This window comes from Bacillus sp. IS1 (assembly GCF_032461585.1).
Classification (GTDB): Bacteria; Bacillota; Bacilli; order Bacillales; family Bacillaceae; genus Bacillus; species Bacillus velezensis.
This window is the reverse complement of the sequence record NZ_JAWCWR010000002.1, coordinates 385087-410727: the sequence shown is the minus strand read 5'-3', so window position 1 is coordinate 410727 and position 25641 is coordinate 385087. Positions and strand designations below refer to the sequence as shown.

Annotated in this window: 21 protein-coding genes and 1 pseudogene; 4 read left to right on the top strand and 18 right to left on the bottom strand. The window is 48.0% G+C overall.

The genetic code is table 11. The features are described 5' to 3' along the window. Positions 1-62: 62 nt before the first annotated feature. The 8 genes and pseudogenes from rpmE to spo0F form a co-directional block, all read right to left on the bottom strand. Positions 63-263, bottom strand: a complete 201-nt coding sequence (gene rpmE, locus RUW00_RS10120; protein WP_003151132.1) for a 50S ribosomal protein L31 — start codon at positions 261-263, stop codon at positions 63-65. A gap of 121 nt (positions 264-384) precedes the next feature. Next, positions 385-1671, bottom strand: a complete 1287-nt coding sequence (rho, locus tag RUW00_RS10115; RefSeq protein ID WP_003151107.1) for a transcription termination factor Rho — start codon at positions 1669-1671, stop codon at positions 385-387. Next, positions 1668-1876: pseudogene (locus tag RUW00_RS22995) on the bottom strand (hypothetical protein). The gene rho and the pseudogene RUW00_RS22995 overlap by 4 nt, the downstream one beginning before the upstream one ends. A gap of 201 nt (positions 1877-2077) precedes the next feature. Beyond that, positions 2078-3043 carry a class II fructose-bisphosphatase gene (glpX, locus tag RUW00_RS10105; protein WP_003151105.1) on the bottom strand — a complete coding sequence of 322 codons (966 nt, stop codon included), beginning with the start codon at positions 3041-3043 and terminating at the stop codon, positions 2078-2080. Positions 3044-3076: 33 nt separating this feature from the next. Continuing rightward, complete coding sequence (locus RUW00_RS10100; protein ID WP_007407612.1) at positions 3077-4366, bottom strand: UDP-N-acetylglucosamine 1-carboxyvinyltransferase; 1290 nt, start codon at positions 4364-4366, stop codon at positions 3077-3079. Positions 4367-4674: 308 nt separating this feature from the next. Then, positions 4675-5313, bottom strand: a complete 639-nt coding sequence (gene fsa, locus RUW00_RS10095; RefSeq protein WP_003151103.1) for a fructose-6-phosphate aldolase — start codon at positions 5311-5313, stop codon at positions 4675-4677. Positions 5314-5431: 118 nt separating this feature from the next. Next, positions 5432-6289, bottom strand: coding sequence for a class II fructose-bisphosphate aldolase (locus RUW00_RS10090; protein WP_003151102.1), 858 nt, complete (start codon positions 6287-6289; stop codon positions 5432-5434). Positions 6290-6464: 175 nt separating this feature from the next. Further along, positions 6465-6839, bottom strand: coding sequence for a sporulation initiation phosphotransferase Spo0F (spo0F, locus tag RUW00_RS10085; RefSeq protein WP_012118670.1), 375 nt, complete (start codon positions 6837-6839; stop codon positions 6465-6467). Positions 6840-7003: 164 nt separating this feature from the next. On the opposite strand from spo0F, the gene RUW00_RS10080 reads away from it, so the two are divergent. Next, positions 7004-7525, top strand: coding sequence for a DUF2529 domain-containing protein (locus RUW00_RS10080; protein ID WP_007407614.1), 522 nt, complete (start codon positions 7004-7006; stop codon positions 7523-7525). Between the two features lie 47 nt (positions 7526-7572). On the opposite strand, the gene pyrG is transcribed toward RUW00_RS10080, so the two are convergent. The 3 genes from pyrG to RUW00_RS10065 all read right to left on the bottom strand — a co-directional run bounded on the left by pyrG (position 7573) and on the right by RUW00_RS10065 (position 12284). Then, positions 7573-9180 (bottom strand): glutamine hydrolyzing CTP synthase, encoded by a 1608-nt coding sequence (gene pyrG / locus RUW00_RS10075; RefSeq protein WP_003151098.1) that lies wholly within the window; start codon positions 9178-9180, stop codon positions 7573-7575. Positions 9181-9420: 240 nt separating this feature from the next. After that, positions 9421-9948 (bottom strand): DNA-directed RNA polymerase subunit delta, encoded by a 528-nt coding sequence (gene rpoE / locus RUW00_RS10070; protein ID WP_280144690.1) that lies wholly within the window; start codon positions 9946-9948, stop codon positions 9421-9423. Positions 9949-10175: 227 nt separating this feature from the next. Beyond that, positions 10176-12284 (bottom strand): (Fe-S)-binding protein, encoded by a 2109-nt coding sequence (locus tag RUW00_RS10065; RefSeq protein WP_315956605.1) that lies wholly within the window; start codon positions 12282-12284, stop codon positions 10176-10178. A gap of 138 nt (positions 12285-12422) precedes the next feature. On the opposite strand from RUW00_RS10065, the gene cls (RUW00_RS10060) reads away from it, so the two are divergent. From cls (RUW00_RS10060) to RUW00_RS10050, 3 genes are all read left to right on the top strand, one after another. Next, the gene (cls, locus tag RUW00_RS10060) at positions 12423-13622 is read left to right on the top strand and encodes a cardiolipin synthase (RefSeq protein ID WP_315956604.1); all 1200 of its coding nucleotides are present in this window, start codon (positions 12423-12425) and stop codon (positions 13620-13622) included. Between the two features lie 12 nt (positions 13623-13634). After that, entirely contained in the window at positions 13635-14597 is a 963-nt protein-coding gene (uvsE, locus tag RUW00_RS10055; RefSeq protein WP_315956603.1) for a UV DNA damage repair endonuclease UvsE, read from the top strand. 68 nt (positions 14598-14665) lie between these two features. Further along, positions 14666-14938 (top strand): hypothetical protein, encoded by a 273-nt coding sequence (locus RUW00_RS10050; protein WP_003151087.1) that lies wholly within the window; start codon positions 14666-14668, stop codon positions 14936-14938. 66 nt (positions 14939-15004) lie between these two features. Here the strand turns inward: RUW00_RS10050 and RUW00_RS10045 are convergent, their stop codons facing one another. From RUW00_RS10045 to RUW00_RS10015, 7 genes are all read right to left on the bottom strand, one after another. Further along, positions 15005-16732 (bottom strand): ABC transporter ATP-binding protein, encoded by a 1728-nt coding sequence (locus RUW00_RS10045; protein WP_280144692.1) that lies wholly within the window; start codon positions 16730-16732, stop codon positions 15005-15007. 80 nt (positions 16733-16812) lie between these two features. Then, on the bottom strand, positions 16813-18315 hold the full coding sequence (cls, locus tag RUW00_RS10040; RefSeq protein ID WP_280144693.1) for a cardiolipin synthase: 1503 nt from the start codon (positions 18313-18315) through the stop codon (positions 16813-16815). Positions 18316-18410: 95 nt separating this feature from the next. After that, positions 18411-19040 carry a YitT family protein gene (locus RUW00_RS10035; protein ID WP_160216622.1) on the bottom strand — a complete coding sequence of 210 codons (630 nt, stop codon included), beginning with the start codon at positions 19038-19040 and terminating at the stop codon, positions 18411-18413. Positions 19041-19179: 139 nt separating this feature from the next. Then, a complete protein-coding gene (gene narI / locus RUW00_RS10030; RefSeq protein WP_280144694.1) occupies positions 19180-19851 on the bottom strand; it encodes a respiratory nitrate reductase subunit gamma in 672 nt (223 codons plus the stop codon). Further along, entirely contained in the window at positions 19848-20402 is a 555-nt protein-coding gene (gene narJ, locus RUW00_RS10025; RefSeq protein WP_280144695.1) for a nitrate reductase molybdenum cofactor assembly chaperone, read from the bottom strand. The genes narI and narJ overlap by 4 nt, the downstream gene beginning before the upstream one ends. A 25-nt stretch (positions 20403-20427) precedes the next feature. Next, positions 20428-21891, bottom strand: coding sequence for a nitrate reductase subunit beta (narH, locus tag RUW00_RS10020; protein ID WP_280144696.1), 1464 nt, complete (start codon positions 21889-21891; stop codon positions 20428-20430). Beyond that, positions 21881-25567, bottom strand: coding sequence for a nitrate reductase subunit alpha (locus tag RUW00_RS10015; RefSeq protein ID WP_280144697.1), 3687 nt, complete (start codon positions 25565-25567; stop codon positions 21881-21883). Before RUW00_RS10015 ends, narH begins: the two co-directional genes overlap by 11 nt. Between the last annotated feature and the right edge of the window lie 74 nt (positions 25568-25641).

The window sequence follows — 25641 nt, the reverse complement described above, 5'->3', positions numbered from 1 at the left end:
TCCTGTTTATGGACATAAAAAACAGGCAAGAAGCAATTCTTGCCTGCCTGTAAAATCTATTATTACTTAAGACCGTATTTTTTGTTAAAGCGATCAACACGACCATCAGCAGAAGCGAATTTTTGACGTCCAGTGTAGAATGGGTGGCATTCAGAGCAAATCTCAACGCGTACCTCTTCTTTTACTGAGCCTGTTTCAAATTCATTTCCGCAAGCGCATTTAACTGTTGCTTTTTTGAAATTAGGATGAATTCCTGCTTTCATTGTATCCATCTCCTTCCGCCCTGAATCCCGTGTGGAAACAGAGTTATTATTCCGGAGTAATCCGGAACGCATATGAGAGAATTATATCAGTCATTTACTGCATTTGCAAATACATTTTTTATCAGCGGCGGGCTGATGATGAAAGGTTTGCCTGCTTCCATTCTTGGTTGATCAGATCGAAGAATTCTTGATTCGTTTTTGTTTTTTTCATTTTTCTCATAAACTTCTCTGCGAAGTCCGGAGAATCAGACATCGATTTGCGGATCGCCCATAGACGGTCAAGATGCTCTTTCGGCACGAGCAGCTCTTCCTTCCGTGTGCCGGAGCGGCGGATATCGATCGCCGGGAAAATCCGTCTTTCCGCAAGAGAACGGTCAAGGTGAAGCTCCATGTTGCCCGTTCCTTTAAACTCTTCATAGATGACGTCATCCATCCGGGAGCCCGTGTCTACGAGCGCAGTCGCCAAAATGGTCAGGCTGCCGCCCTCTTCAATGTTTCGCGCGGCACCGAAAAAGCGCTTCGGACGATGGAACGCAGCCGGGTCAATCCCGCCGGAAAGCGTACGTCCGCTTGGCGGGATAACGAGGTTGTAGGCCCGTGCCAGGCGGGTAATGCTGTCCATCAGAATGATAACGTCTTTTTTGTGTTCAACGAGACGCATCGCCCGTTCAAGCACAAGCTCCGCTACCTTAATGTGATTTTCCGGCACTTCATCGAACGTCGAGCTGACGACATCGCCCGCTACGGAACGTTCAATATCCGTTACTTCTTCCGGTCTTTCATCAATTAAGAGAACGATCAATTCAGCGTCAGGCTGATTTGTCGTAATGCTGTTAGCGATTTCTTTCAACAGCATGGTTTTACCGGCTTTCGGCGGCGCCACGATCAGACCGCGCTGGCCGAAACCGACGGGAGCCATCATATCGAGAATTCTTGTTGAGAGATAATTCGGTTTCGTCTCAAGCACCATTTGGCGGTCCGGATAAAGCGGAGTCAGCGCGGGAAAATGAACGCGCTCTTTCGCAGATTCCGGATCATCTCCATTTACCGCTTCAACGTGCAAAAGTCCGTAATAGCGTTCGTTTTCTTTCGGCGGCCGCACCTTGCCGGATACTTTGTCACCGTTTCTTAAATCAAAGCGGCGGATCTGGGAAGCAGAAATGTAGATGTCTTCTGAGCTTGGCGAGTAATTAATCGGTCTGAGGAAGCCGAATCCTTCCGATTGGATGATTTCGAGCACGCCTTCCATAAACAGAAGATCCTCCTGCTCGGCGTTGGCTTTCAGAATGGCAAAGATTAATTCTTTTTTAGTCAGTTTGCTGTAGTAGGAGATTTTATAATGTCTGGCCAGTTCATATAGTTCTTTTAATTTCATATTTTCCAAAGAGGAAATAGATACGTCTTTCATAAAAACACCACGCTTTTCATAGTCAATGTATTGCTGTTTTCATTCAAATCGGCTGCTTCGCATGATTCCGCCAAAGCACATTCTTTTATAAAACGTTCAGGAACTTCTATCGGTAACACTTCCACCCATGATCGGCGCTTTTTTAAAAAAGGAATGTCTTAATGAGTTTTGAAGGAAGCGAGGACAAAAACTTGAGAAGATCAATATTTATATCGTCTGTATGCGGTAGAATTTGAAAATTTCCCAGTACTCAAAAGAAGGAATGACACAGAAAAATCGCAGCACTCTTTATTTTTACCTCATTTCAAAAAATTATTCAACTTAAATAATGCTTTGACATATAAATGATAGGGTTGACTCTTTATTGCAAAAGAAAAGCGGGACTTTCCGTCCCGCTTTTCTCTATTTATGGCCGGATCACAAGATTTGGTTTTTTCTTCAGGCTGTGTCTTCCGTCAACGAATCGGACCGTTCCTGATTTCGCCCGGATGACCAGACTTTCAGTCGTGCCGACGGAGCCTTTGAACTGAACGCCTTTCAGCAGCTCTCCGTCCGTGACGCCCGTTGCGGCAAAAATGGCGTCATCCCCTCTCACAAGGTCCTCCATCCGGAGCACTTTGGATACATCAAGGCCCATTCGCTCACAGCGGGCCTGCTCTTCCGCACTTTGCGGCAGAAGCCTGCCGATGATTTCACCGCCGAGCGCTTTTAACGCAACGGCAGACAGCACGCCTTCAGGAGCCCCGCCTGAACCGAAGAGAATGTCTACTCCCGTATGGTCAAAGGCCGTATTGATGGCGCCCGCGACATCACCGTCGTTGATCAGTTTGATTCTGGCGCCCGCCTCACGCAATTCAGAGATGATTTTTTCATGTCTGTCACGATTTAAAATGGTTGCCACGACATCTTCAATGTCTTTGTTTTTCGCTTTCGCAACGGCTTTTAAGTTATCAATGACAGGCGCTTCGATATCGATGCAGCCTACCGCTTCGGGACCGACCGCGATTTTTTCCATATACATATCCGGGGCGTTCAGCAGTGTTCCATGGTCGGCGACCGCGATCACTGTCAGCGCATTCCAGCCGCCGCTCGCTACGATGTTTGTGCCTTCAAGAGGATCGACGGCGACATCGACGCGCGGGCCGTATCCGTTTCCGAGCTTTTCGCCGATGTAAAGCATCGGCGCTTCATCCATCTCGCCTTCCCCGATCACGACCGTGCCTTTCATCGGCACCGTGTCAAACACGTCACGCATTGCGCTTGTCGCCGCATCATCAGCTTCATCTTTTTTCCCGCGGCCCATCCATCTGGCAGATGCTAAAGCCGCCGCTTCAGTGACTCGAACCAATTCCATCGATAAGCTTCTTTCCATTTCAACACGATCTCCTCTCAAAAGTCCGCATTTCTATGAATTTTGGAGCTGTTCTATCTCTTCGTCCGTCAGCCTTTGCCGCCAGATTGTGGCGCCCAGACCTTCGAGTTTTTTCTCAAGATTGCTGTAGCCGCGGTCTAAATGCTCGAGACCGGTAATTTCGGTTACGCCGTCAGCCATGAGCCCGGCGACGACCAGACAAGCGCCTGCACGCAGATCGCTCGCCTTTACTTTTGCGCCCTGAAGCTCGGCCGGACCGGTGATAATGGCCGACCTGCCTTCCACTTTCATGTTGGCCCCCATCCGTCTCAGCTCATCTATATGTTTAAATCGGGCCGAGTAGATGGTGTCGGTTACGACGCTCGTGCCGCTGGCTCTCGTCAACAGAGATGTCATCGGCTGCTGAAGATCAGTCGGAAATCCCGGGTAAACAAGCGTTTTTACGTCGACCGGTTTTATCTGCTTCTGCCCGCCGAGCATAAGAAGCTGATCGTCACTCGTCTCAATGTGAAAACCCATTTCCCTGAGCTTCGCCGTTAAAGACTCCAGGTGAGTCGGTATGACATTATCAATAATGACTTCTTTCCCCATCGCGGCGCCGGCGATCATAAAGGTGCCCGCCTCAATTCTGTCCGGAATGATCGTATGCCTGCATCCATGCAGCTCTTTTACGCCGTCGATTCTGATTACATTGGTTCCCGCGCCTTTGATCTTTGCGCCCATGCTGGTGAGCAATGTGGCAACATCAATAATCTCAGGTTCCTTGGCGGCGTTTTCTATCACGGTTTTACCTTCAGCCAGTACAGCGGCAAGCATGATATTGATCGTCGCTCCGACGCTGACGACATCTAAATAAATCCGTGCGCCTCTCAGCCTTTCGGCGCGCAGATAAATCGCGCCTTGTTCATTGGTGACTTCCGCCCCAAGCGCTTCAAACCCTTTGATGTGCTGGTCAATCGGCCGCGGCCCGAGATGGCACCCGCCCGGCAGTCCGATGACCGCCTGTTTGAAGCGGCCCAGCATCGCGCCCATTAAGTAATAGGAAGCGCGGAGTTTTTTCACTTTGCCGTTGGGAAGCGGCATGCTGATCATCGGGGAAGGGTCGACGACCATTTCTCCTTTTTCAAAATGGACGTTTCCGCCGATTTCTTTCAGCAGGTCACGCAGCGTTTCAATATCTGAGATCTCCGGAAGCCCTTCGATCGTTACTTCGGAATTTGCCAGAATGGTTGCGGGTATCAATGCGACGGCGCTGTTTTTCGCACCGCTGATATGTACGGTTCCGTTTAACGGATCGCCGCCGGCAATATTCAACTTTTCCATGATAGTCTCCTTCCATAAGAAGATAGCTGCGGAGCGTAAATAAAATGGCATTTTATTCTGTCTCTGCAAATAAAGCTCTTGTCCAAAATGTAGCCAATTCGAAGAGAAAGAATACAAGGACATTATAAAATAACAGGAAGAAAATAGCGAAGCTTTGCGGGGCATTTTTAACACAGGATGCACAGAGGCCCGCCGGGTTCACATTCCGGGGAAACACACTCTTCACTTTGATACTGAAGGCCCGCTGCCAAAAGGAAAACATAAGGGTGCGGCAAACGGATGCAACCGGTTTGCCGCCCTATTTATCTTTATTTATTCCAGTCTGCCAAGAATTGCTCGATGCCTTTATCCGTTAACGGATGTTTCGTCAGCTGGTGAATGACTTTCAGCGGCATCGTACCGATATGCGCACCGCGTAAAGCGGCTTCAGTCACGTGCTGCGCATGACGGATGGAAGCTGCGATGATTTGTGTATCAATGTCATGAATGTCAAAAATCTGTCTGATTTCTGAAATCAGTTCAAGACCGTTATGGCCGATGTCATCCAGACGGCCTAAGAACGGAGATACATAAGTCGCCCCGGCTCTTGCCGCCAAAAGCGCTTGGTTGGCGCTGAAAATGAGCGTTACGTTTGTTTTAATGTTCAGGTCGCTCAGCGCTTTTACGGCTTTTAACCCTTCAGACGTCATCGGGATTTTCACCGTGATATTCGGTGCGATTTTCGCAAGTTCTTTACCTTCTTCAATCATTTCTTCAGCATTCAGGGAAATGACTTCCGCGCTTACTGATCCGCTCACGACTTCCGTAATCTCACGAAGTCTGTCATGGAAAGACACGTCAGCTTCTTTCGCCACTAAACTAGGGTTTGTCGTAACTCCGGCAAGAACGCCAAGTTCATAAGCTTCTTTAATCTCGTCAATGTTTGCTGTATCAATGAAAAATAACATAAGGAAAGCCTCCCCAGTAATAAATTTTCAGAACTGTAAAACATGATTGCGCTTTCTAAAGGTAAGACATAAAACCGCCTGTCAATGCTGTCAGGCGGTTTATGGATGTTACATTGGATTAAGCTTGGTTTGAAGAACCGAACTCACGCATTTTGCCGATAACCGTTTCTTTGATCGCTTCACGAGCAGGTCCAAGATATTTACGAGGATCGTATTCGTTCGGCTTAGCTGCCAATGTTTCGCGGACAGCTTTTGCAGAAGAAATTTGGTTTTCAGTGTTTACGTTGATTTTAGCCGTACCAAGTGAGATTGATTTTTTAATGTCGGCAGTCGGAATTCCTGTACCGCCGTGAAGTACTAACGGAAGGCCGGTTGATTTGCCGATATCTTCCATTTCTTTGAAACCGAGGTTCGGTTCGCCTTTGTAAGGGCCGTGAACAGAACCCAGTGCAGGTGCAAGGCAGTCGATGCCAGTGCGCTCTACAAGTTCTTGACACTCTTTAGGGTCAGCATAGATTACGCCTTCAGCGATCACGTCATCTTCCTGTCCGCCTACAGTTCCAAGCTCAGCTTCAACTGAAACGCCGTGGAAATGAGCAAGCTCAACCACTTTAGCTGTAGTTGCTACGTTTTCCTCAAACGGGTGGTGAGATGCGTCGATCATTACAGAAGTGAAACCTGCATGAATCGCTTTCGCACAAGATTCAAAGCTTGAACCGTGGTCTAAGTGAATGGCGACAGGAACTGTCACTTTGTATTCTTCCATAAGAGCTTTAACCATGGCAACCACTGTTTTGAAGCCGCCCATGTAGCGTCCCGCGCCTTCTGAAACACCAAGAATAACCGGGGATTTTTCCTCTTCTGCTGCTTGTAAAATAGCTTGAGTGAACTCAAGGTTATTTAAGTTAAATTGTCCAACAGCATATCCTTTTTCTTTAGCTGTATTCAACATTTCCGTCATTGAAACTAAAGGCATGTCGAAAGTCCTCCTTATGTAGCCTGATTTGCTTCTTCTCGAAAAAAGCTTTCCACCTATAGCATGACCATAAAAACCTGTCATATGTAAAACAACAGATCGCTTTTTCTCCATCTCTAGGATACCAACTTTTCGACAAATCGGCAACACAATGACATAATTGTTTCTAATTTTATTAATTCGATTTTAGAGGTAAATATTTTTTCACCGCGTCTCTGATCTCATCAATGTCAAAAGGTTTCGCAAAATGGGTCAGCGCTCCGAGCTCTTTTGATTCCTTAATCATATCGAGTTCTCCGTAAGCGGTCATGATAATGACGCGGATGGATTCGTCAATCATCTTCATGCGCTTGAGAATTTCGATTCCGTCCATGCCGGGGATTTTCATATCTAAAAGCACGAGATCGGGCCGTTCTTTCGTTACGATGTCCAGCGCCTGTATGCCGTTGGCGGCCTGAAACGTCTGGTACCCTTCTTTATGAAACACTTCATTGAGCAATATGCGTATACCGTATTGGTCATCTACGATTAAAATCTTTTCATTCATCATTTTACACCCCAATATTATCATTTTCGTCAAAAGGAAGCAGTTGTTTATGTATTCTGTTTGATTTTCACATTTCCTTTAATTATAATAGTCTACTTTCCGACATTTTCTGAGCATTTTCTCTTTTGTTGTATACTGTTCTTGTATGTGTAAAGGAGGTTTCACTCATGTTAAAGATATTTACGACACAGCTTGCAGGCATTTTTTCCCGCATTCAGGATAAGGAATCCGAAGCAATAGAAGACGGCGCGCGCCTGCTGGCGCAGGCAGCCGTCAGCGGTCATACCATTTATTTATACGGCGCAAATGAGATGCAGGGCATTTTGTGCGAGGCGGAACTCGGCTCAGAACCGATGCCTTCCGTCAAAGCGTTTCCGGATACAGCTGATTCGATTACAGAAAGCGACAGGGTGCTGATGTTTTGTTCAGGTCCGGGCACGGCTGAAGAACAGGCGCTGGCTCAAAAGCTTTATGAAAAAGGGATCGGCCTCGTTGGCGTATCTCCTGTCATCAAAGATCAAACCGGGATTGAGGAATTTTGTGATGTTCATATTGACAGCAAATTAAAAATGCCGCTTCTGCCTGATGAAGACGGGACAAGATACGGCTTTCCATCATTAATGACAGGCCTGTATGTCTATCACGCACTGTCCTTTACGTTAAAGGAAATGATGCAGGAATATGCCTGATGCAGAAAAAAGACTTGCCGCTTTTAAAGGAGGCAAGTCTTTTTTTATTACTTCTGTTCTGCAGCTTGTACGGAAGCGCCGATAAAGTCTTTGAATAAAGGCTGAGGTCTTGTCGGTCTTGATTTGAACTCAGGGTGGAACTGGCAAGCGACATACCAAGGATGGTCTTTCAGCTCGATGATTTCCACAAGACGGCCGTCAGGGCTTGTGCCTGAGAACACAAAACCGTTCTCTTCCATTTGCTGTCTGTATTCGTTGTTGAATTCATAACGGTGGCGGTGGCGTTCGTATACCACTTCATCCGCATACGCTTCGAAGGCTTTCGTGTCTTCCTGAAGCTTACAAGGGTACAGTCCGAGACGAAGCGTTCCTCCAAGATCCTCGACATCTTTTTGTTCCGGCAGAAGGTCGATGATCGGATAAGGAGTGGACGGATCGATCTCCGCAGAGTGAGCCCCTTCCAGACCTAATACGTTTCGCGCATATTCAATGGATGCAATCTGCATACCGAGGCAGATGCCGAAGAACGGAATTTTATTCTCACGCGCATACTTGGCGGCGATGATTTTCCCTTCTACGCCGCGGTCTCCGAAACCGCCGGGCACGATGATTCCGTCTGTGCCGCCAGTCAGCTCTTGAATATTGCTTTCTGTCACTTCTTCGGCGTTAATCCATTTGATCTTCACATCAGCGTCAAACGCATAGCCGGCGTGGCGCAGTGATTCAACGACTGAAATGTAAGCGTCCTGAAGCTCGACGTATTTACCGACGAGGCTGATTGTAATGGTTTTAGACAAGTTTTTCACTTTCGTGACAAGGTCTTTCCATTCCGTCATATCCGGGTCTTTGCATTCTAATTTCATATGATCGCAGACAAGCTTATCGAGTCCCTGCTCCTGAAGGTTAAGCGGGATGGAGTAAAGGTTGTCCGCATCTTCGCACTCGATGACCGCTTTCGTGTCAATATCGCAGAAGAGCGCGATTTTATCTTTCATATCTTGAGAAATCGGCATTTCCGTGCGCACGACGATGATATTAGGCTGAATACCGAGGCTTCTCAGCTCTTTTACGCTGTGCTGCGTCGGTTTTGTTTTCAGCTCGCCCGCCGCTTTGATGTACGGAACAAGCGTACAGTGAATGTACATCACGTTTTCATGGCCGATGTCGCTTTTCATTTGACGGATGGCTTCAAGGAACGGAAGGGATTCGATGTCTCCCACTGTTCCGCCGATCTCAGTAATGACTACATCTGCGTTTGTTTCTTTGCCTGCACGGTACACGCGGTCTTTCAGTTCATTTGTGATGTGCGGAATGACCTGAACCGTTCCGCCGAGGTAGTCCCCGCGGCGCTCTTTTTTCAATACGGCAGAATAGATTTTACCGGTCGTCACATTGCTGAATCTGTTCAGATTAATGTCAATGAAACGCTCATAATGCCCTAAGTCAAGGTCAGTCTCAGCGCCGTCATCGGTAACGAATACCTCACCGTGCTGGTACGGGCTCATCGTTCCCGGGTCAACGTTGATATAAGGGTCAAATTTTTGGATAGTGACGCTCATGCCTCTGTTTTTCAAAAGGCGGCCAAGTGATGCAGCCACAATTCCTTTTCCGAGTGATGATACTACTCCCCCGGTTACAAAAATATATTTCGTCATTTCGTTTGCTCCTCTCTTCGGTCTGCGCTACATTCCTTAAAATGTGCCGTTTTATAGAAAATCATTTCACTAAAAACAAATGATGTGTAAAAGAATTTGGGAGATGAAAATAAGAAAGCTCCCTTTCAATTTCTTGAAAGGGAGCGTAGCACTCTTATGAATTCTCTTCTTTTTGAAGAGCCCAAAATACATACTACATAGTTCGACAATGAAAGTCAAGATCGTTTTGCTGATATGAAATCAGCGTTTTTGATCCTCGTCTTCATCCTCATCATCTTCCTCATCTTCTTCAATCATATCCTCTTCAATCTCAAGCTCGTCGTCATCTTCTTCATCGATATCTTCGTCGTCAAAGCTGTCTGCGTCAAGGTCAATATCTTCTTCCATTTCATCGAGATCGATGTCATCTTCATCAACTTCCTCGAATTCATCAAGGTCGAGATCTTCCTCAACGACTTTTTTCGCTTTTTTCTTTTTCGCTTTTACAGTCGGCTGTGTTTCTTCGTCCAGCTGATCGTACGGATACCAGCTGCGAAGCCCCCACGTCTGGTCTGACAGAGCAATAAAGCGGCCGTCAATGTTCAGGTCTGTATAAAATTGGGCGATACGGTCGCCCAGTTCCTCTTTCGTAACACCGAGCAAGGAGATCATTTCATTCAGCAGCTCCTGGAACGGAACCGGTTTTTTATGTTCTGAGAAAATTTCGTGAGCGATTTCAACTAAAGCCATCTGCTTCAGCTGTTCCTGAGAATATTGTTTGATACTCAAGGTCGGACACTCCCTTTCTATTACTTATATGTATCTGTTTCTATCCTATAATAAGAACGAATTTGTATTGTTTTGTTCATAAACCATACCTCTCATTATAAACAAATTAAAACAGAATATGCTACCCTTAACAGCGTAATTTAAGAAATTTTAGAGCCGTCCCTTCATAAATCGGCTGATGTGCGAAAACAAAGCCGCCGGCATATGCGCCGGCGGCCCGCTTCTTTCTATAAAGACTCTTGTTTTTCAGCGCCGAATACAGACATGGCGAGCAATTCACTGACATCATAAGTGCCGATCGCGTCTTCGGCTTCTTTCGCTTTCGTACCGTCACCGAGCATGGTCAGACAGTAAGGACATCCGGAGCTGATGACCGTCGGACTGACAGAAAGCGCCTGCTCAGTCCGGGCCGTGTTGATTCTCGCTCCCGTTTCTTCTTCCATCCACATGAGCCCTCCCCCGGCGCCGCAGCACATCCCGTTTTCGCGGCTGCGCTCCATTTCCTTCAATTGAACGCCCGGAATGGCTTTTAAGATCGCTCTCGGCGGCTCATACACTTCATTGTACCTTCCTAAATAGCACGAGTCATGGAAGGTAATCGTTTCATTCACCGGGTGAAGCGGTTTTAGTTTTCCCTGTGACACAAGCTCGGCTAATAATTCAGTATGATGATAGACTTCGGCCCGGAATCCGAAATCAGGATATTCATTTTTGAACATATTATAGGCGTGCGGATCAATCGTGACGATTTTTTTGATTCCGTGTTTTTCAAATTCGCCGATGTTGTGTTCCGCCAGCTCTTGGAACAGAAACTCGTTGCCCAAACGGCGCGGCGTATCGCCTGAGTTTTTTTCCTTATTGCCGAGAATCGCAAAGGATACGCCCGCTTCATTAAGCAGCTTTGCAAATGAGACGGCAATCTTTTGGCTCCTGTTGTCGTAGGAACCCATTGAGCCGACCCAAAACAAATAGTCGAACTCTTTGTCTTGTTTTTTCATTTCTTTCACTGTCGGAATCTCTGTATCGGCCTGCTCCCGCCAGTTCTCCCGCTCTTTCCGGTTTAAGCCCCACGGGTTTCCCTGTCTTTCAATGCTTGTCATGGCCCGCTGCGCGTCGCTGTCCATCTTCCCTTCCGTAAGCACAAGATAGCGGCGCAGATCGATAATTTTATCAACGTGTTCATTCATGACCGGACATTGATCTTCACAGTTGCGGCAAGTGGTGCACGCCCAAATCTCCTCTTCCGTGATGACCTCGCCGATTAAGCTCGGGTTGTAATCAATGGCTGCGGCCGCTTCACGCGATCCTCCCCCTGAGGAAGCCGCGGCGAGCTGATTCGCTTTCGTGTGCTGAAAAACGGGCGCGGGCACCCACGGAGATTTTGACGTCACGGCAGCGCCTTTTTCCGTCAAATGGTCTCTGAGCTTTAAAATGAGGTCCATCGGCGAGAGCATCTTGCCCGTACCGGAGGCCGGACACATATTTGTACAGCGGCCGCATTCGACGCAGGCGTAAAGGTCGACAAGCTGAGAGCGGCGGAAGTCTTCAATCTTTCCGACGCCGTAGCTTTCTTTCGTCTCATCGGTGAAATCGATTTTTTCCAGCTTTCCTTTTGAATCCATCCTGCTGAGGAACACATTCGCCGGACCCGCAATTAAGTGCGCATGCTTTGATTGCGGCACGTACACTAAAAAGCTGAGCAAAAACAACAGATGAAGCCACCATGAAACATAAAACACGGCGGCGGCCGCCGGCGCTGAAAGACCGCCGAGCACAAACGCAATGGAGGAAGCGATCGGTTCCGTCCAAGACAGAGAATGATCGTGCCATAAAAGGTTCATGGCGTTCCCGAGAAGCACCGTCACCATCAGTCCGCCGATAAACAGCAGGACAAGCCCCGCTTTAAACCCGCGTTTCAGTCTGACGAGTTTTTCAATGTAGCGCCGGTAAAACGCCCAGACTACGGCGATTAAAATCAGAAACGTGACGATTTCCTGAAAAAAGGTAAACGCCGGATAAAGCGGACCGAACGGCAGATGCCGGTCAGGAAGCAGCCCTTTCAGAATAAAATCAATTGCGCCGAACTGAACGAGTATAAAACCGTAAAAAAACAGAACGTGGATGATTCCGCTCTTTTTATCTTTCAGCAGTTTTTTCTGTCCGAACACATTCACCCATATCTTCTGAAGACGTTCTTTCAGGCGTTTATCAAATTCTTCCCTTTGGCCGAGCTTAATATAAGCGATCCTCGTTCTGATCAGGTAAACGAATAAATAAACGGCGTAAGCGGTTACAGCTGAAAACAGCAGCGTGTTTACCATGAGAAATGCGTTCATCTTGTCTCCCCCTTTGTTCTGATTCCCCTCTTCATTGTCATATCTTTACTTTATCATAAATAATGAATGAGTGTTCAGTCAATAATTAAATTCACATTCTCAGGGCACACTACGGATACTTCGGAAAGGAGCGTCGGTATGAAGGTCATTTTTGTGTTGCTTGTCATTTTTATCATATTGATCGCACTTATGCTGCTTGATATGCTGCTTGGCCGTGCGGCGTACAAAAAACAGGCGTATGAGCCCGTTTTTGACCCGAAAAAGAGTGATATCACACTCATTCACTGCGGCAGCGAGCTTGTGCGGCAGATGACGGCTGATATCCGCCAAGCCGTCTCTTCTATTCATATGATGTTTTTTATTATGAAGAACGACCAAGTCAGCCATGAGATGTTTCATTTATTGAAAGAAAAGGCCCAGGCCGGCGTCTCCGTATATCTGCTGCTGGATTGGGCGGGCAGCCGCCCAGTGAAAAAGCCTTCTATTCAAACGATGAAAAAAGCCGGCGTTCACGTTCATTTTCTAAATAAACCGGCATTTCCGTTTCTATTTTTCAGGCTGCAAAAACGGAATCACCGGAAAGTGACCGTCATTGACGGCAAAATCGGCTATGTCGGCGGTTTTAATATCGCTGAAGAGTACCTCGGCAAAAAAGCGAAGTTCGGAAACTGGGAGGATTATCACCTGCGGATGACCGGCGAAGGCACGGCGGATCTTCAGACTCTTTTTATAAGCGACCTGAAACGAAACACCGGAAAAGCACCCGGATCACCCGGGGTTTATCCGGCATTATCCGAAGGGAATATCTTTCATAGGACATATGCATCTGACGGTTTTTCGCTTGAATCGCATTATGAAAACTGCATCCGTAAGGCGGAGAAAAAAATCATTATCGGCACGCCTTATTATGTACCGAGCAAAAAGCTTCAGGAAGCGCTTATTTCAGCCTGCCGAAAAGGCGTCAAAGTCATCTTGATCGTGCCGATGAAGTCAGACCACCCGCTCGTTCGGGAAACAGCTTTTACTTATTATCCCGAGCTTCTGAAGGCCGGCTGCCTCATCTATCGGTATTATCAAGGCTTTTATCATGTCAAAGCCTTCATTATAGATGACCGCATCAGCATTATCGGCACGCCGAATTTTGATAAACGGAGCCTGTTCTGGAATGAAGAGGTGAATGTCATCATTCATGATGAAGCCTTTACAAAGGAAGTGCTTTCAACCATAAAGCAGGACATCGAAAAATCCGAGCTTCTCACATTAGAAAAAGTGAAACAGCGCTCCGTCAGACAGCTTCCTGCAGAATGGCTGGGAAAGGCCATATCTTACTTTTTATAAAGGAGAAACCATATGCTGTTCAGATTCGGATTCGTCGCAAACGCCATGTGCCTTTGGAACGCGTCCCCCGCCAAAACGTTAACATATGCGCGCTATACCAAGCTTTCCCGCAGTGAGCGGAAAGACGCCCTGCTTTCTGTGACGAAAGCAAATCTCACCAATACGCTGCGCACCATCCACTATGTGATCAGCCACGGCATTCCGCTGTACAGATTCTCAAGCTCGATTGTGCCGCTCGCCACCCATCCGGATGTACTGTGGGATTTTGTCACGCCGTTTCGTCAGGAGTTCAGTGAGATCGGCGGGCTGGTCAGAAAATATGATCTCAGAACGAGCTTTCATCCGAACCAATTCACGCTTTTTACAAGCCCGAAACAGGAGATTACCGCAAATGCGGTCAAGGATATGGCCTATCATTATGACATGCTGGATGCAATGGGCATCGCTGACCGTTCCGTCATCAACATCCATGTCGGAGGCGCTTACGGCGACAAACAAAGCGCGCTTGGCCGTTTCCGCGTGAATCTGAAAGAACTTCCCGATGTCATCAAACAGCGGATGACTTTGGAAAACGATGATAAAACGTATACGTCCGAGGAAACACTCAGTGTTTGTGAGCAAGAAGGCATTCCGTTTGTGTTTGATTATCACCATTTTTACGCCAATCCGACCGATGACGCTGATTTAGATGACATTCTTCCGCGGATGATCAAAACATGGCAGCGGATCGGCTTAAAGCCGAAGGTCCATCTCTCCTCGCCAAAATCAGAATCAGCCTTACGCAGTCATGCGGACTATGTGGATGCGAATTTTATTCTGCCGGTGCTGGAGCGGTTCAGACAATGGGATACGGACATCGACTTTATGATTGAGGCGAAAGAGAAAGACCGGGCGCTGCTCCGGCTCGTCGAAGAATTAAGCGCCATCCGCGGAGTCAAACGCCTGGCGGGCGGAGTGCTGAAGTGGAAGGCATAACCAGGTTTATCACCCGTTTATATGGGGAATTTCCGAAATAACAGACCATCAGACGGAGGAGAAAACATATGAAAAACATTACATCTTTGAAAATAGCCGCTAAGAAGTTCACTTTACGAAACATGCTTCAGCTTTATCAGCTTTGCCACACGGGAGGCCACGAGCTGTATATCTACTCTAAAAAAACGATGTGCAAAATCAAAGATATCATTGAGCTGGAAACGTTCAGAATGGCCCATAAAGAACAAGAATACTTAATTGTAGTGGAAGGAAAGAAAGCGGTGCAGCTTGTTGACCGTTTCAAACATATCATCGAACCTGCGCAAAAAGAAGCCCATTAAATACAGACTACATAAAAAAAGGATAGACAGGAGGCTGCCCGGCCCCTTTTGTCTATCCTTTTTCTTTTATTGATGTATCAGCTCGCCGAATTGCGCCTGATGAAGTCTCTGGTACATGCCGCCGGATGCCAGCAGTTCCTTATGATGACCTTGTTCAGCAATGCCTTCTTTCGTGACGACGACGATCCGGTCCGCATCCTTAATCGTAGCCAGCCGATGGGCGATCACAAGCGTTGTGCGTCCTTCAGACAGCTCTTGCAGCGATTTTTGAATGGCGGCTTCCGTTTCTGTATCGAGGGCTGATGTAGCCTCGTCTAAAATTAAGATCGACGGGTTTTTCAAAAACATTCTGGCGATGGAAAGCCGCTGCTTCTGCCCGCCTGACAGTTTCACGCCGCGCTCGCCGATTACCGTGTTTAAACCGTCGGGATACCCGTTTACCAAATCCTCTAAATGCGCCTGGCGGACGGCCTGCCAGATTTCTTCCTCAGACGCGTCCAGCCGCCCGTAAGCAATGTTTTCCCGCAATGTGCCGGAAAACAGAAAGACATCCTGCTGGACGACGCCGATTTGTCCGCGCAATGATGACAGCGTCATGTCCTTAATATCGATGCCGTCGATGGAAATCACGCCTTCAGATGGCTCATAAAAGCGCGGCAGCAGACTTGTCAGCGTTGATTTCCCCGCTCCCGAAGGCCCAACGAATGCGACTGTCTCCCCGGCATGAATGGACAAATTGATTCCCGACAGAACCGGACTGTTTTCTTCGTAACCGAACGACACCTGTTCATAGCGGATATTCCCTTTTAAACCTGACACATGTCTCGCGTTCGGGGCGTCCTTGATATCAGGCTCCGTTTCCAGTATCTCCATAAAGCTTTTAAAACCGGCAATGCCTCTCGGATACATCTCAATAATCGCATTGATTTTATCAATCGGACGGAACAGAACGTTCGTCAGCAGCACAAAAGCGACAAATTCCCCGTAAGATAGCGATCCGCGGATCACGAACCATGTCCCGCACAACAGGACGAACAGCGTGACGAATCTTGTCAGCATGTAACTGATCGAGCCGTTTTTCGCCATGATTTTATAAGACGTCAGCTTTGTTTTGCGGAAACGCTGATTGTTCACATCAAACCGCTGCGTTTCAAACGCTTCATTGCTGAAAGCCTGAACAAGACGGATGCCGCCGATATTGTTTTCAACCCTCGCGCTGAAGTCTCCGACGTCTTTGTTCAGTTTTGTAAACGCAGAGGTCATTTTTTTATTAAAATACAAAGCAAGCCAAATGACGACCGGCATAATGATAAAGGTCAACAGAGCGAGCTGCCAGTTAATGAACAGCATCACACCGAACGCGCCCAAAATCGTCATGATCGCGATAAACAGGTCTTCAGGCCCGTGGTGGGCGGTTTCTCCGATATACATCAAATCATTGGTGAGCTTGGACATTAAACTGCCCGTTTTGTTGTTATCGTAAAATTTGAACGAAAGCTTTTGCAGATGGTCAAAAAGCTTTTTCCGCATATCGGTTTCAATGTTAATGCCGAGCATATGGCCCCAATACGTCACAACATACTGAAGCGCCGAGCTGAGGGCGTAGACCCCGAATAAAGCAGCGGAAGTCAAAATAATCAGACTCCAATCCCGCCCCGGGAGCAATGTATCGATAAAGTAATTGACAATCAGAGGAAAACTCAGCTCCATCAATCCGCCGGCGATGGCAGAAAAGAAGTCGAGAAAAAACAGCTTCTTGTACGGTTTATAATAAGAAAAAAATTGTCGCAGCACGATTCCGTCCTCCTTGTGCCTCTTTCTTAATGATAATATTTCTCAATTATACTATACACAAGGAGTTTTAAAAGCGTTTTTTATAAAACGCCGGAAAATAACCGTGCGAAGGATTCCTTCGTTCTTTCCCATAATGTGCGCTTATAGAAACGGACGGGGCTGATTTTTTCAGACTCCTTCATATCCTCCAGATAATGCGCTTCAAGATCTTTGATCGCCTCTTGATCTGTAAAAAAGACATTGACTTCAAAGTTCAGCTGAAAGCTTCTCATGTCCATGTTCGCCGTCCCGACAGAGGCGAGGTTTCCGTCAGTGATGAGCACCTTTTGATGCATAAAGCCTTTTTGATAGGAATAGACTTCGATTCCTTCGCGAAGAAGCTCGGGGAAATACGATCTCGTCGCGTACTGGGTTAAAAATCCGTCATTGGTTTCCGGCACCATGACACGCACCCGGACGCCCCTGGCAGCAGCCTCCTTTAGCGCTGTGCGGATCGGCTCATTCGGCACGAAATAAGGCGTCGCGATCCATACAGACGATTCGGCCGCCGCTATCATGGCATAATACAGATCGCTCATCCGCTCCTTCATATCGGGGCCTGTCGGAACGACTTGATAGACGCCGCCGCTTTCTGCCGCAACCGGGCGGGTATATGCTTTCTGATCAATCAGCACCTCATCCGAAACGTATTCCCAATCAAGCATAAAAATGCTGTGGAGCGTCTGAACGATTTCTCCTTCGACTTTCATATGGGTGTCCCGCCAAAAGCCGACATCTTGGTCTTTGCCGATATACTCCTTGCCGACATTCAGCCCGCCGACAAAACCGACTTTCCCGTCAACGATGACGATCTTGCGGTGATTTCTGAAATTGAATTTTTGGTTGAAAAAACCGTATTTCAGCGGCAGAAACGGGACGATGTTCACGCCCGCGCGTTTCAGTTTTTTAATATCTTTTCCGGCCAGCTTCAGGCTGCCGGCCGCGTCGAACAAAAACCGCACTTCCACGCCTTGACGCGCTTTTTCCATCATAATGTCCATCATCTTGTGCCCGAGCATGTCTGATTTGAACATGTAATACTCAATATGTATAAATGACGTGGCCTCCCGGAGCGCCTCAAACAGCTCCGGAAATGTTTCATCCCCGTTTTTAAGCACCTTCAGCCTGCTTTTTGTATTGATATTCATATGGGACGCTTTGATTGAATATTGAAAGAAACGCTTCTGATTTCCTTTCAGCCCGGTCAGATCGGGAGTTTGTTCCATATCAAATATCGTTCTCAGCTTTTCCCGGTTGTATGTCCGTTTCGACCTGAACAGCTTGCCTTTTTCATAAAGCTGGCCGGAAAAAAGGTAAAATAAGTACCCGGCGATCGGAAAAAACACAAGAATATGAATCCATAACAGCGTGTGCTGCGAGGTGCGGTTTTCAAGAATTAACGAATAAATGCTGAACAAAATAATGCTTGCATAGCAAAGCACTCCTCCGTAAAACTCAAGCCTGGAAACCGGAAAAAACCATATGACATATGCTCCGATAAGCATCATATATAAAAAGCAAAATTCCAGTCTCCTTTTCAGCATCCCGACTCTCTCCCATCTGATCCGATATCTCTGTATACCCTCTGTTTTCCGGCTTGTAAACATATGAAAAAGCCTCTCCGCACGAGCGGAAAGGCTTATGATGACGCTTCCTGTGATTGGCCGGGTGTGATGTTCTGAAGCAATGCCGGATTAAGCGAGCAGCTGCCTTTGATTTTATTTTTGAAGATGCCGATGATCAGACCGGTGACCGCTATCGACACTAAGGAGAAGAGCCCTTTCAGCAATCCGACGGAGAAAATGCCGGCCAGCACGACGCCAAAATCGAAGAGGAAATTAACGGCACCCGGATTCCATCCGCAGCGCTTTTGCAGAAATAAAGCGAGGATATTGGCGCCGCCGAGCGATGCCTGATGATAAAACATGAGCGACAGGCCGAACCCGATCAGCGCCCCGCCGCAAATCGCCCCGGCAAGCGGTGAAACAGAAACCGGCGGCAGCCAGTGATCCGCACCGGTAAACAGAGTCAGCGCTGTGACCGCAAAAACGGTGGATAGAGTGAAATTGATTCCCATTCTGATGAGAGAAAATATATAAAACGGGATATTGATCAGAAAGAAGATCATCGCAAACGAGGAATGAAACACGTATGACAGGCTTAGTGACAGTCCCGCTGTACCGCCGGTTAATACATGAGAATGTCTGAGTGTCAGGACGCCGGCGCTTGTCATCAGACAGGCGGCTAAAATGAGGAAAATCCGCTTCATTCTTCACTCTCCTTTTGTTGATGTTATTTCCAAATAAAACATAACAGGAATTCCCGCCGCCCAGCCATTACCTTGGCAGAAAATATCTTATGTTTTTATTTTTTCACCATAAAAAATCCCCCTCTTGCAGGGGGGATTTTCACGAGCGTTTCCGATATACAACGTAGCTGCGGGTCAGATACTTGAGCGGCAGACTGAACACATGAACCAATCTCGTAAACGGCCACAGGATAAAAACGACGTAGCCTATCACAATATGAAACTTAAACCATAGCGGGACACTCTCCATCAACGAGGGGTCAGGCCGGAACAAAGCGATTTCCCTGAACCACGGTCCGACTGTTGTCCGGTAATCGAAGCCTTTCGAATCAATGTTGAGAAACGTGGCCGTAACGCCTGACAGCATCATGAACAGCAGCAGGAGGAGCGTAAGGATATCTGATGGCGAGCTCGTTTTGCGGATCCTTTTGTCAAACAGCCTTCTGTACGTCAGGATGACAAGTCCGGTACATGCCGCAATGCCCGCCGGCAAGCCAGCGCCAATCGCCATTTTGTGATACATATGCTCTGAAATACCAAGGGAAGCATACACGCCTTCCGGGATCAGAATCCCCATGACATGCCCGCCGACAACGCACAGCAGTCCCCAGTGAAAAAGTGTGCTGCCCGCGGCGAGTTTTTTCTTTTCTAACATCTCGCTTGATTTCGCCGTCCAGCCAAGTTGGTCATGCTGGTAGCGGTAAATATGGCCGCCGATAAAGATTGTCAATACAATGTATGGCATAATACCCCAGAGGATCTGCCCGCTCATGCCTGAACAGCCCCTTCAACGCTTTCACGTACGCCAATGTTTTCAAGCGCGGCCAGCAGCACGTGCAGCAGTGCAGCGTATATACTGTCATTTTTTTCGAGACGGGATGCCAGCTCCCTCACATTGGACAGATATTTCTCAAACACGCTTCTCGCTGCTTCAATTTCTGCAGCCGCAGCAAATTCCAGCATCAGCGGCAGATAATCAGGCAGCTCTTTCTCTGTCGGCAGGAAACCGGATTGCTCGTATGTGTTTTTTAAATGCAGCAATTCAACGCCGCGTTCCCTTTGCTCGCCCGAGTTAAAGTAGGTGACATACATATTTGTTTTTTTCCCAAAGTCGAATGTATAGACATAGTGTTCAATCAGCGCTTCCGGTGAAAAGCTGGCTGACGCTTCGAAAAAGTGCAGCAGCTTCTCCCGGATTTGCCGGTTGCTGATTTCATGGATAAGAGCCTTCCAATCGGGAATCTCGGCTCTCCACTCTTCATCCGGATAAGAGAGAAGAGTGGAAAGAGCGGAGAACGTCATTTGCCGGTCTGTGGTGTTCATCTTGTTACACCTCATTTATCAAAAGTTAGAAACAGGAGCCGGGGCCGCCTGAAAATGATAAGCCGCAGCTCCCTTGTTCAGCATATAAATCTGAAACTTCTTCTCGATGACTGCTCGGTATCACAAAGCGGTCATCATATTTGGCAATCGCAAGCAGCCGATACATATCTTCAATTTGCTGTTCTGTTAAGCCGACACTGGAGATCAGTTCCGGGTCGATTGATTTATTCGTCTGGATCGCTCTCATATACTGGCGCATGACAGACATTTTCTTCAACGTTGACCGAATATGATCCGTATCACCGGCTGTTAACAGCTGCGCCAAATAATCTATCGGGATTCTCATTTGGTCGATAGCCGGAAAAATATCTTCCGCGGATTGCCGGCTGCCTTTTCCTTCAAAGAGATTCATAATCGGGCTGAGCGGCGGAATGTACCACACCATTGGCAGGGTGCGGTACTCAGGATGAAGCGGCAGCGCAATCTTCCAGTCAATGATCATTTTATAAATCGGCGATTGCTGCGCAGCCTCTATCCATTCAGCCGGAATGCCTTGTTCTTTTGCCAGTTTGGCAACCTCAGGATCATTCGGATCAAGAAAAACGTCCAGTTGGGAATGATAGAGATCCTTTTCGTTTTCAACCGATGCCGCTTCCTCCACTTTGTCCGCGTCATACAGCATGACGCCGAGATAGCGGATTCTGCCGACACACGTTTCAGAGCAAATAGTCGGCAGCCCCGCCTCCAATCGCGGGAAGCAGAGTGTGCATTTTTCCGCTTTGTTCGTCTGCCAGTTAAAATAGACTTTTTTATAAGGACAGGATGAGACGCAATATCTCCATGAACGGCATGCGTTTTGATCCACAAGCACAATGCCGTCCTCCTCACGTTTGTACATAGCGCCGGACGGGCAGGATGACACGCACGCCGGATTGATGCAGTGCTCGCAAATACGCGGCAGATACATCATAAAGACCTCATCGAATTCTGTTTTGATCGATTCCTCCATCTTTTGCACGTTTGGATCTTCAAGACCCGTAATATGCCCGCCCGCGAGATCATCCTCCCAGTTCGGGCCCCATTCGATATTCATGAAATCCCCCGTTAAGGACGATTTCGGGCGCGCCACCGGCTGGTGTTTTTTCTGCGGGCTGTTTGTTAATGTTTCATAATCATAGTTCCAAGGTTCATAGTAGTCATCAATCGTCGACTGGTTCGGGTTATAGAAAAGGCCTGCAAGCCGGTTTGTTTTCGGGCCGGATTTCAGCTCGAGCTTTCCTTTTTTCAACGTCCAGCCGCCTTTATATTTGTCCTGGTCCTCCCATTGCTTCGGGTAGCCGATGCCAGGCTTTGTTTCTACATTATTGAAGTACATATATTCCGCACCGGAACGGTTTGTCCATGTGTTTTTACAGGTGACGCTGCACGTGTGGCAGCCGATGCATTTATCCAAGTTCATGACCATCCCGATTTGCGCTTTAATCTTCAAGCCAATCGACCTCCTTCAGCTTGCGGATGACGACGTTCAGGTCGCGCTGATTCCCCGTTGGACCGTAATAATTAAAGCCGTAGCTGAGCTGGGCATAGCCCCCGATCATCTGTGTCGGCTTGACGTGAATCCTTGTCGGGCTGTTATGGGTGCCTCCGCGGTTATTCGTCAGCTTTGTGCCGGGCACGTTGATGTGGCGGTCCTGGGCATGGTGCATAAACGCCATTCCTTTAGGAATCCGATGAGACAAAACCGCTCTCGCGACGACAACGCCGTTTCGGTTGAAGCATTCAATCCAATCGTTGTCTTTGATATCCGTGTCCTCTGCGTCATCTTTATTCATCCACACGGTCGGCCCGCCGCGGAACAGCGTCAGCATCGGCAGAGAATCAAAATACATGCTGTGGACGGACCATTTATTATGCGGCGTCAAATAATTAAGGACGATTTCTTTGCCCTCTTGATCAGGCCGTTTGCTTAGGAACGGACGATGCTGAAGGATCGGTTTAAATGTCGCCATCGTTTCACCGAATTCCATCATCAGTTCGTGATCGACATAATAGGATTGTCTGCCTGTCAGTGTCCGCCACGGAATTAATTTTTCCACATTCGTCGTAAACGGCGAATACCTGCGCCCTCCTTTTTCTGAACCGGTAAAGGCCGGAGAGGTGATGACCGTTTTCGGCTGGGCTGTAATTTGCTCGAACGTAAAGCATTCTTCCTCGCGCTCTTCCGCCAGGTCTTTCAGCTTCAGGTTTGTGATGTGTTCAAGCGATTCCCATGCTTTCACGGCGACTTTTCCATTTGAGGTGGACGACAGGGTTAAAATCGCTTCCGCCGCCTGCTTCGCTTCACTTATATTCGGGCATCCTTTGGCAACGCTGTTTGAATCGGTTTCTCCCAGTCTCTGTTTGAGTGATTCATATTCATCCGCAATCGACCAGCTCATCCCTTTTGTTCCGCTCGGTTTTAAAGCCGTATGAGGGCCGAGCGCGGTCATTTTATGAAAAATGTGTTTGTAATCCCGTTCAACGACTTGGATGTTCGGCATCGTTTTTCCCGGAATGGCTTCACATTCGCCCTTGCTCCAGTCATTGATTTTGCCGAACGGCTGGGCCAATTCCTGCATGGTGTCATGGAGGAGCGGCGTCGCAACCACTTCTTTCACCGGCTCCATCTCGACTTCTTCCGCCAGATCGGAAACGGCTTTTGACAGTGCTTTAAAAATATCCCAGTCTGATCTCGATTCCCACGGCGCCGAGATGGCCGGAGCAAATGGATGAATAAACGGATGCATATCCGTGCTGCTGAGATCGTGTTTTTCATACCATGTCGCCGCCGGCAGCACGATATCGGAATACAGCGCCGTACCCGCCATTCGAAAATCGAGGTTGATTAACAAGTCGAGCTTTCCCTCCGGTGCCTGCTCCCTCCATTTGATTTCTTCAGGGCGAATGCTGTCGCTGTCGTCATTCATCAAACCGTTCGTCGTCCCCAGCAGATGCTTAAGAAAGTATTCATGCCCTTTTCCTGAGCTGGAGATCAGATTTGCCCGCCATACGAAGAGATTCCTTGGGAAATTCACTTCATTGTCTGGGTCTTCAATCGCGAATTTCAGTTTTTTCTCTTGAAGCCGTGAGGCCACGTACGCACCTACGTCTTCAGGTGTCGCCGCCCCCGCCTTCTCAGCTTCTTTGTACAGATCAATGCCGTTTTGATTGAATGTCGGGTAGGACGGAAGCCACCCTAATCGCGCCGCCAGCACATTGTAATCGGCGTGATGCTTGTAGCGGGATGAAGAAGCGATCGGTGAAGCCAAATCACTGATCGGCTGGTCTTCATAACGCCACTGGTCTGTCGCAAAGTAGAAAAACGAGGTGCCGTTTTGCAGTTTAGGCACGCCTTCCCAGTCCTTTGCGGTTGCAATCGTCTGCCACCCTTCAGCGGGACGGAGCTTTTCCTGCCCCACGTAATGGGCCCAGCCTCCGCCGTTTACGCCTTGGGCGCCTACGAGTAAAACAAGATTTAACACCGCCCGGTAAATCGTGTCGGAATTGAACCAGTGGTTGATGCCGGCCCCTACGATAATCATGGACCGGCCGTCTGTATCGATCGCATTTTGGGCAAACTCCCTGGCAATCTGTATAACGGCTTCTCTTTTAATTCCCGTGATCTGTTCCTGCCAGGCAGGTGTGAACGGACGGGGATCATCATAGGATGAGGCTGATTGTCCGCCGATGCCCCGGTTCACGCCGTAGTTGGCCAATATCAAGTCAAACACGGTCGTGACGTACCTTTCTTCACCATTCAGATCCAATTTTTTAATAGGAAGATTCCGCTCAAGCACTTTGTTTCCGTCATTTGAAAAATACGGAATGCGCACTGAGCCGATTTCGTCCTCTATTCCGAGCACGGAGAGACGCGGCTCAATCTGTTCCCCGGTGTCTTCGTCGATCATGTGCAGATTCCATTTCTGCTGCCCGTCCCAGCGGGAGCCCATTGTGCCTTGCGGTATGGCAAACGCACCTGTCTGTTCATTCCAGACCGCCGGCTTCCACTGATCATTTTTTGTCTGCCGCCCGATGTCTTTCGCATGCAGAAACCGCCCGGCTGTGTATACGCCATTTTCTTTTGACAGGGTGACGAGAAATGGAAAATCAGTGTATTGCTTCGCGTACTCAATAAAACGTTCAGTTTCTTGGTTCACGTAAAATTCCTGCAAAATGACGTGACCCATCGCCATCGCAAGCGCCCCGTCAGTCCCTTGGCGAATACTCAGCCAGTCATCCGCGAACTTTGAGGATTCCGCAAAATCCGGACTGATCGAAATGACCTTAGCGCCTTTATAGCGGGCCTCCGCCAAAAAATGCGCGTCAGGCGTTCTCGTTAACGGAACGTTGGAGCCCCATGTGATGATATAGCCGGAATTGTACCAATCACTGCTTTCCGGAACGTCCGTCTGGTCACCCCAAATTTGCGGGGATGCCGGAGGAAGATCCGCATACCAGTCATAAAAACTGAGCATAGGGCCTCCGATTAACGACATAAACCGGGAGCCTGATGCATGGCTGATCATGGACATGGCCGGAATCGGAGAAAAACCGACGTTTCGGTCAGGCCCGTATTTCATCACTGTATACAGCAGAGAGGCTGAAATCAGCTTCAGCACCTCCGGCCATTCAGCGCGCACAAAACCGCCTTTCCCTCTTGCCTGTTTATAGGACTTCGCTTTTTCAGGGTTTTCAACGATCGATTTCCAGGCATCCAGCGGATTTTGATGCGCCTGCAATGCTTCCCGCCACAAATTGATCAGCACACCGCGCACATATGGATATTTCACACGGAGCGGGCTGTAGATGTACCAAGAAAAACTGGCCCCCCGCGGACAGCCTCTCGGTTCGAAATCAGGCATATCAGGGCCTGTTGATGGATAATTCAAGTTTTGTCCTTCCCACGTGACAATTCCGTTTTTCACATAAATATTCCAGCTGCAAGAACCCGTACAGTTGACGCCGTGGGTGGAGCGAACGACTTTGTCGTACTGCCATCTGTTTCTATATACATTCTCCCAATCACGATCTTCGCTTGTCGTTTGGCTATGGTTATTTGAATGATGTTCGATAGGAGAAAAATAGTTTAATCTCCTGAGCAACGGACTCATTTTCTTTTTCTTCATGATCGTTCACTCCTTCCGAGTCAGGTGATGCTAAGTTCACTATAAACAGAGACAGCGTGTTTCCTTGTGAACTA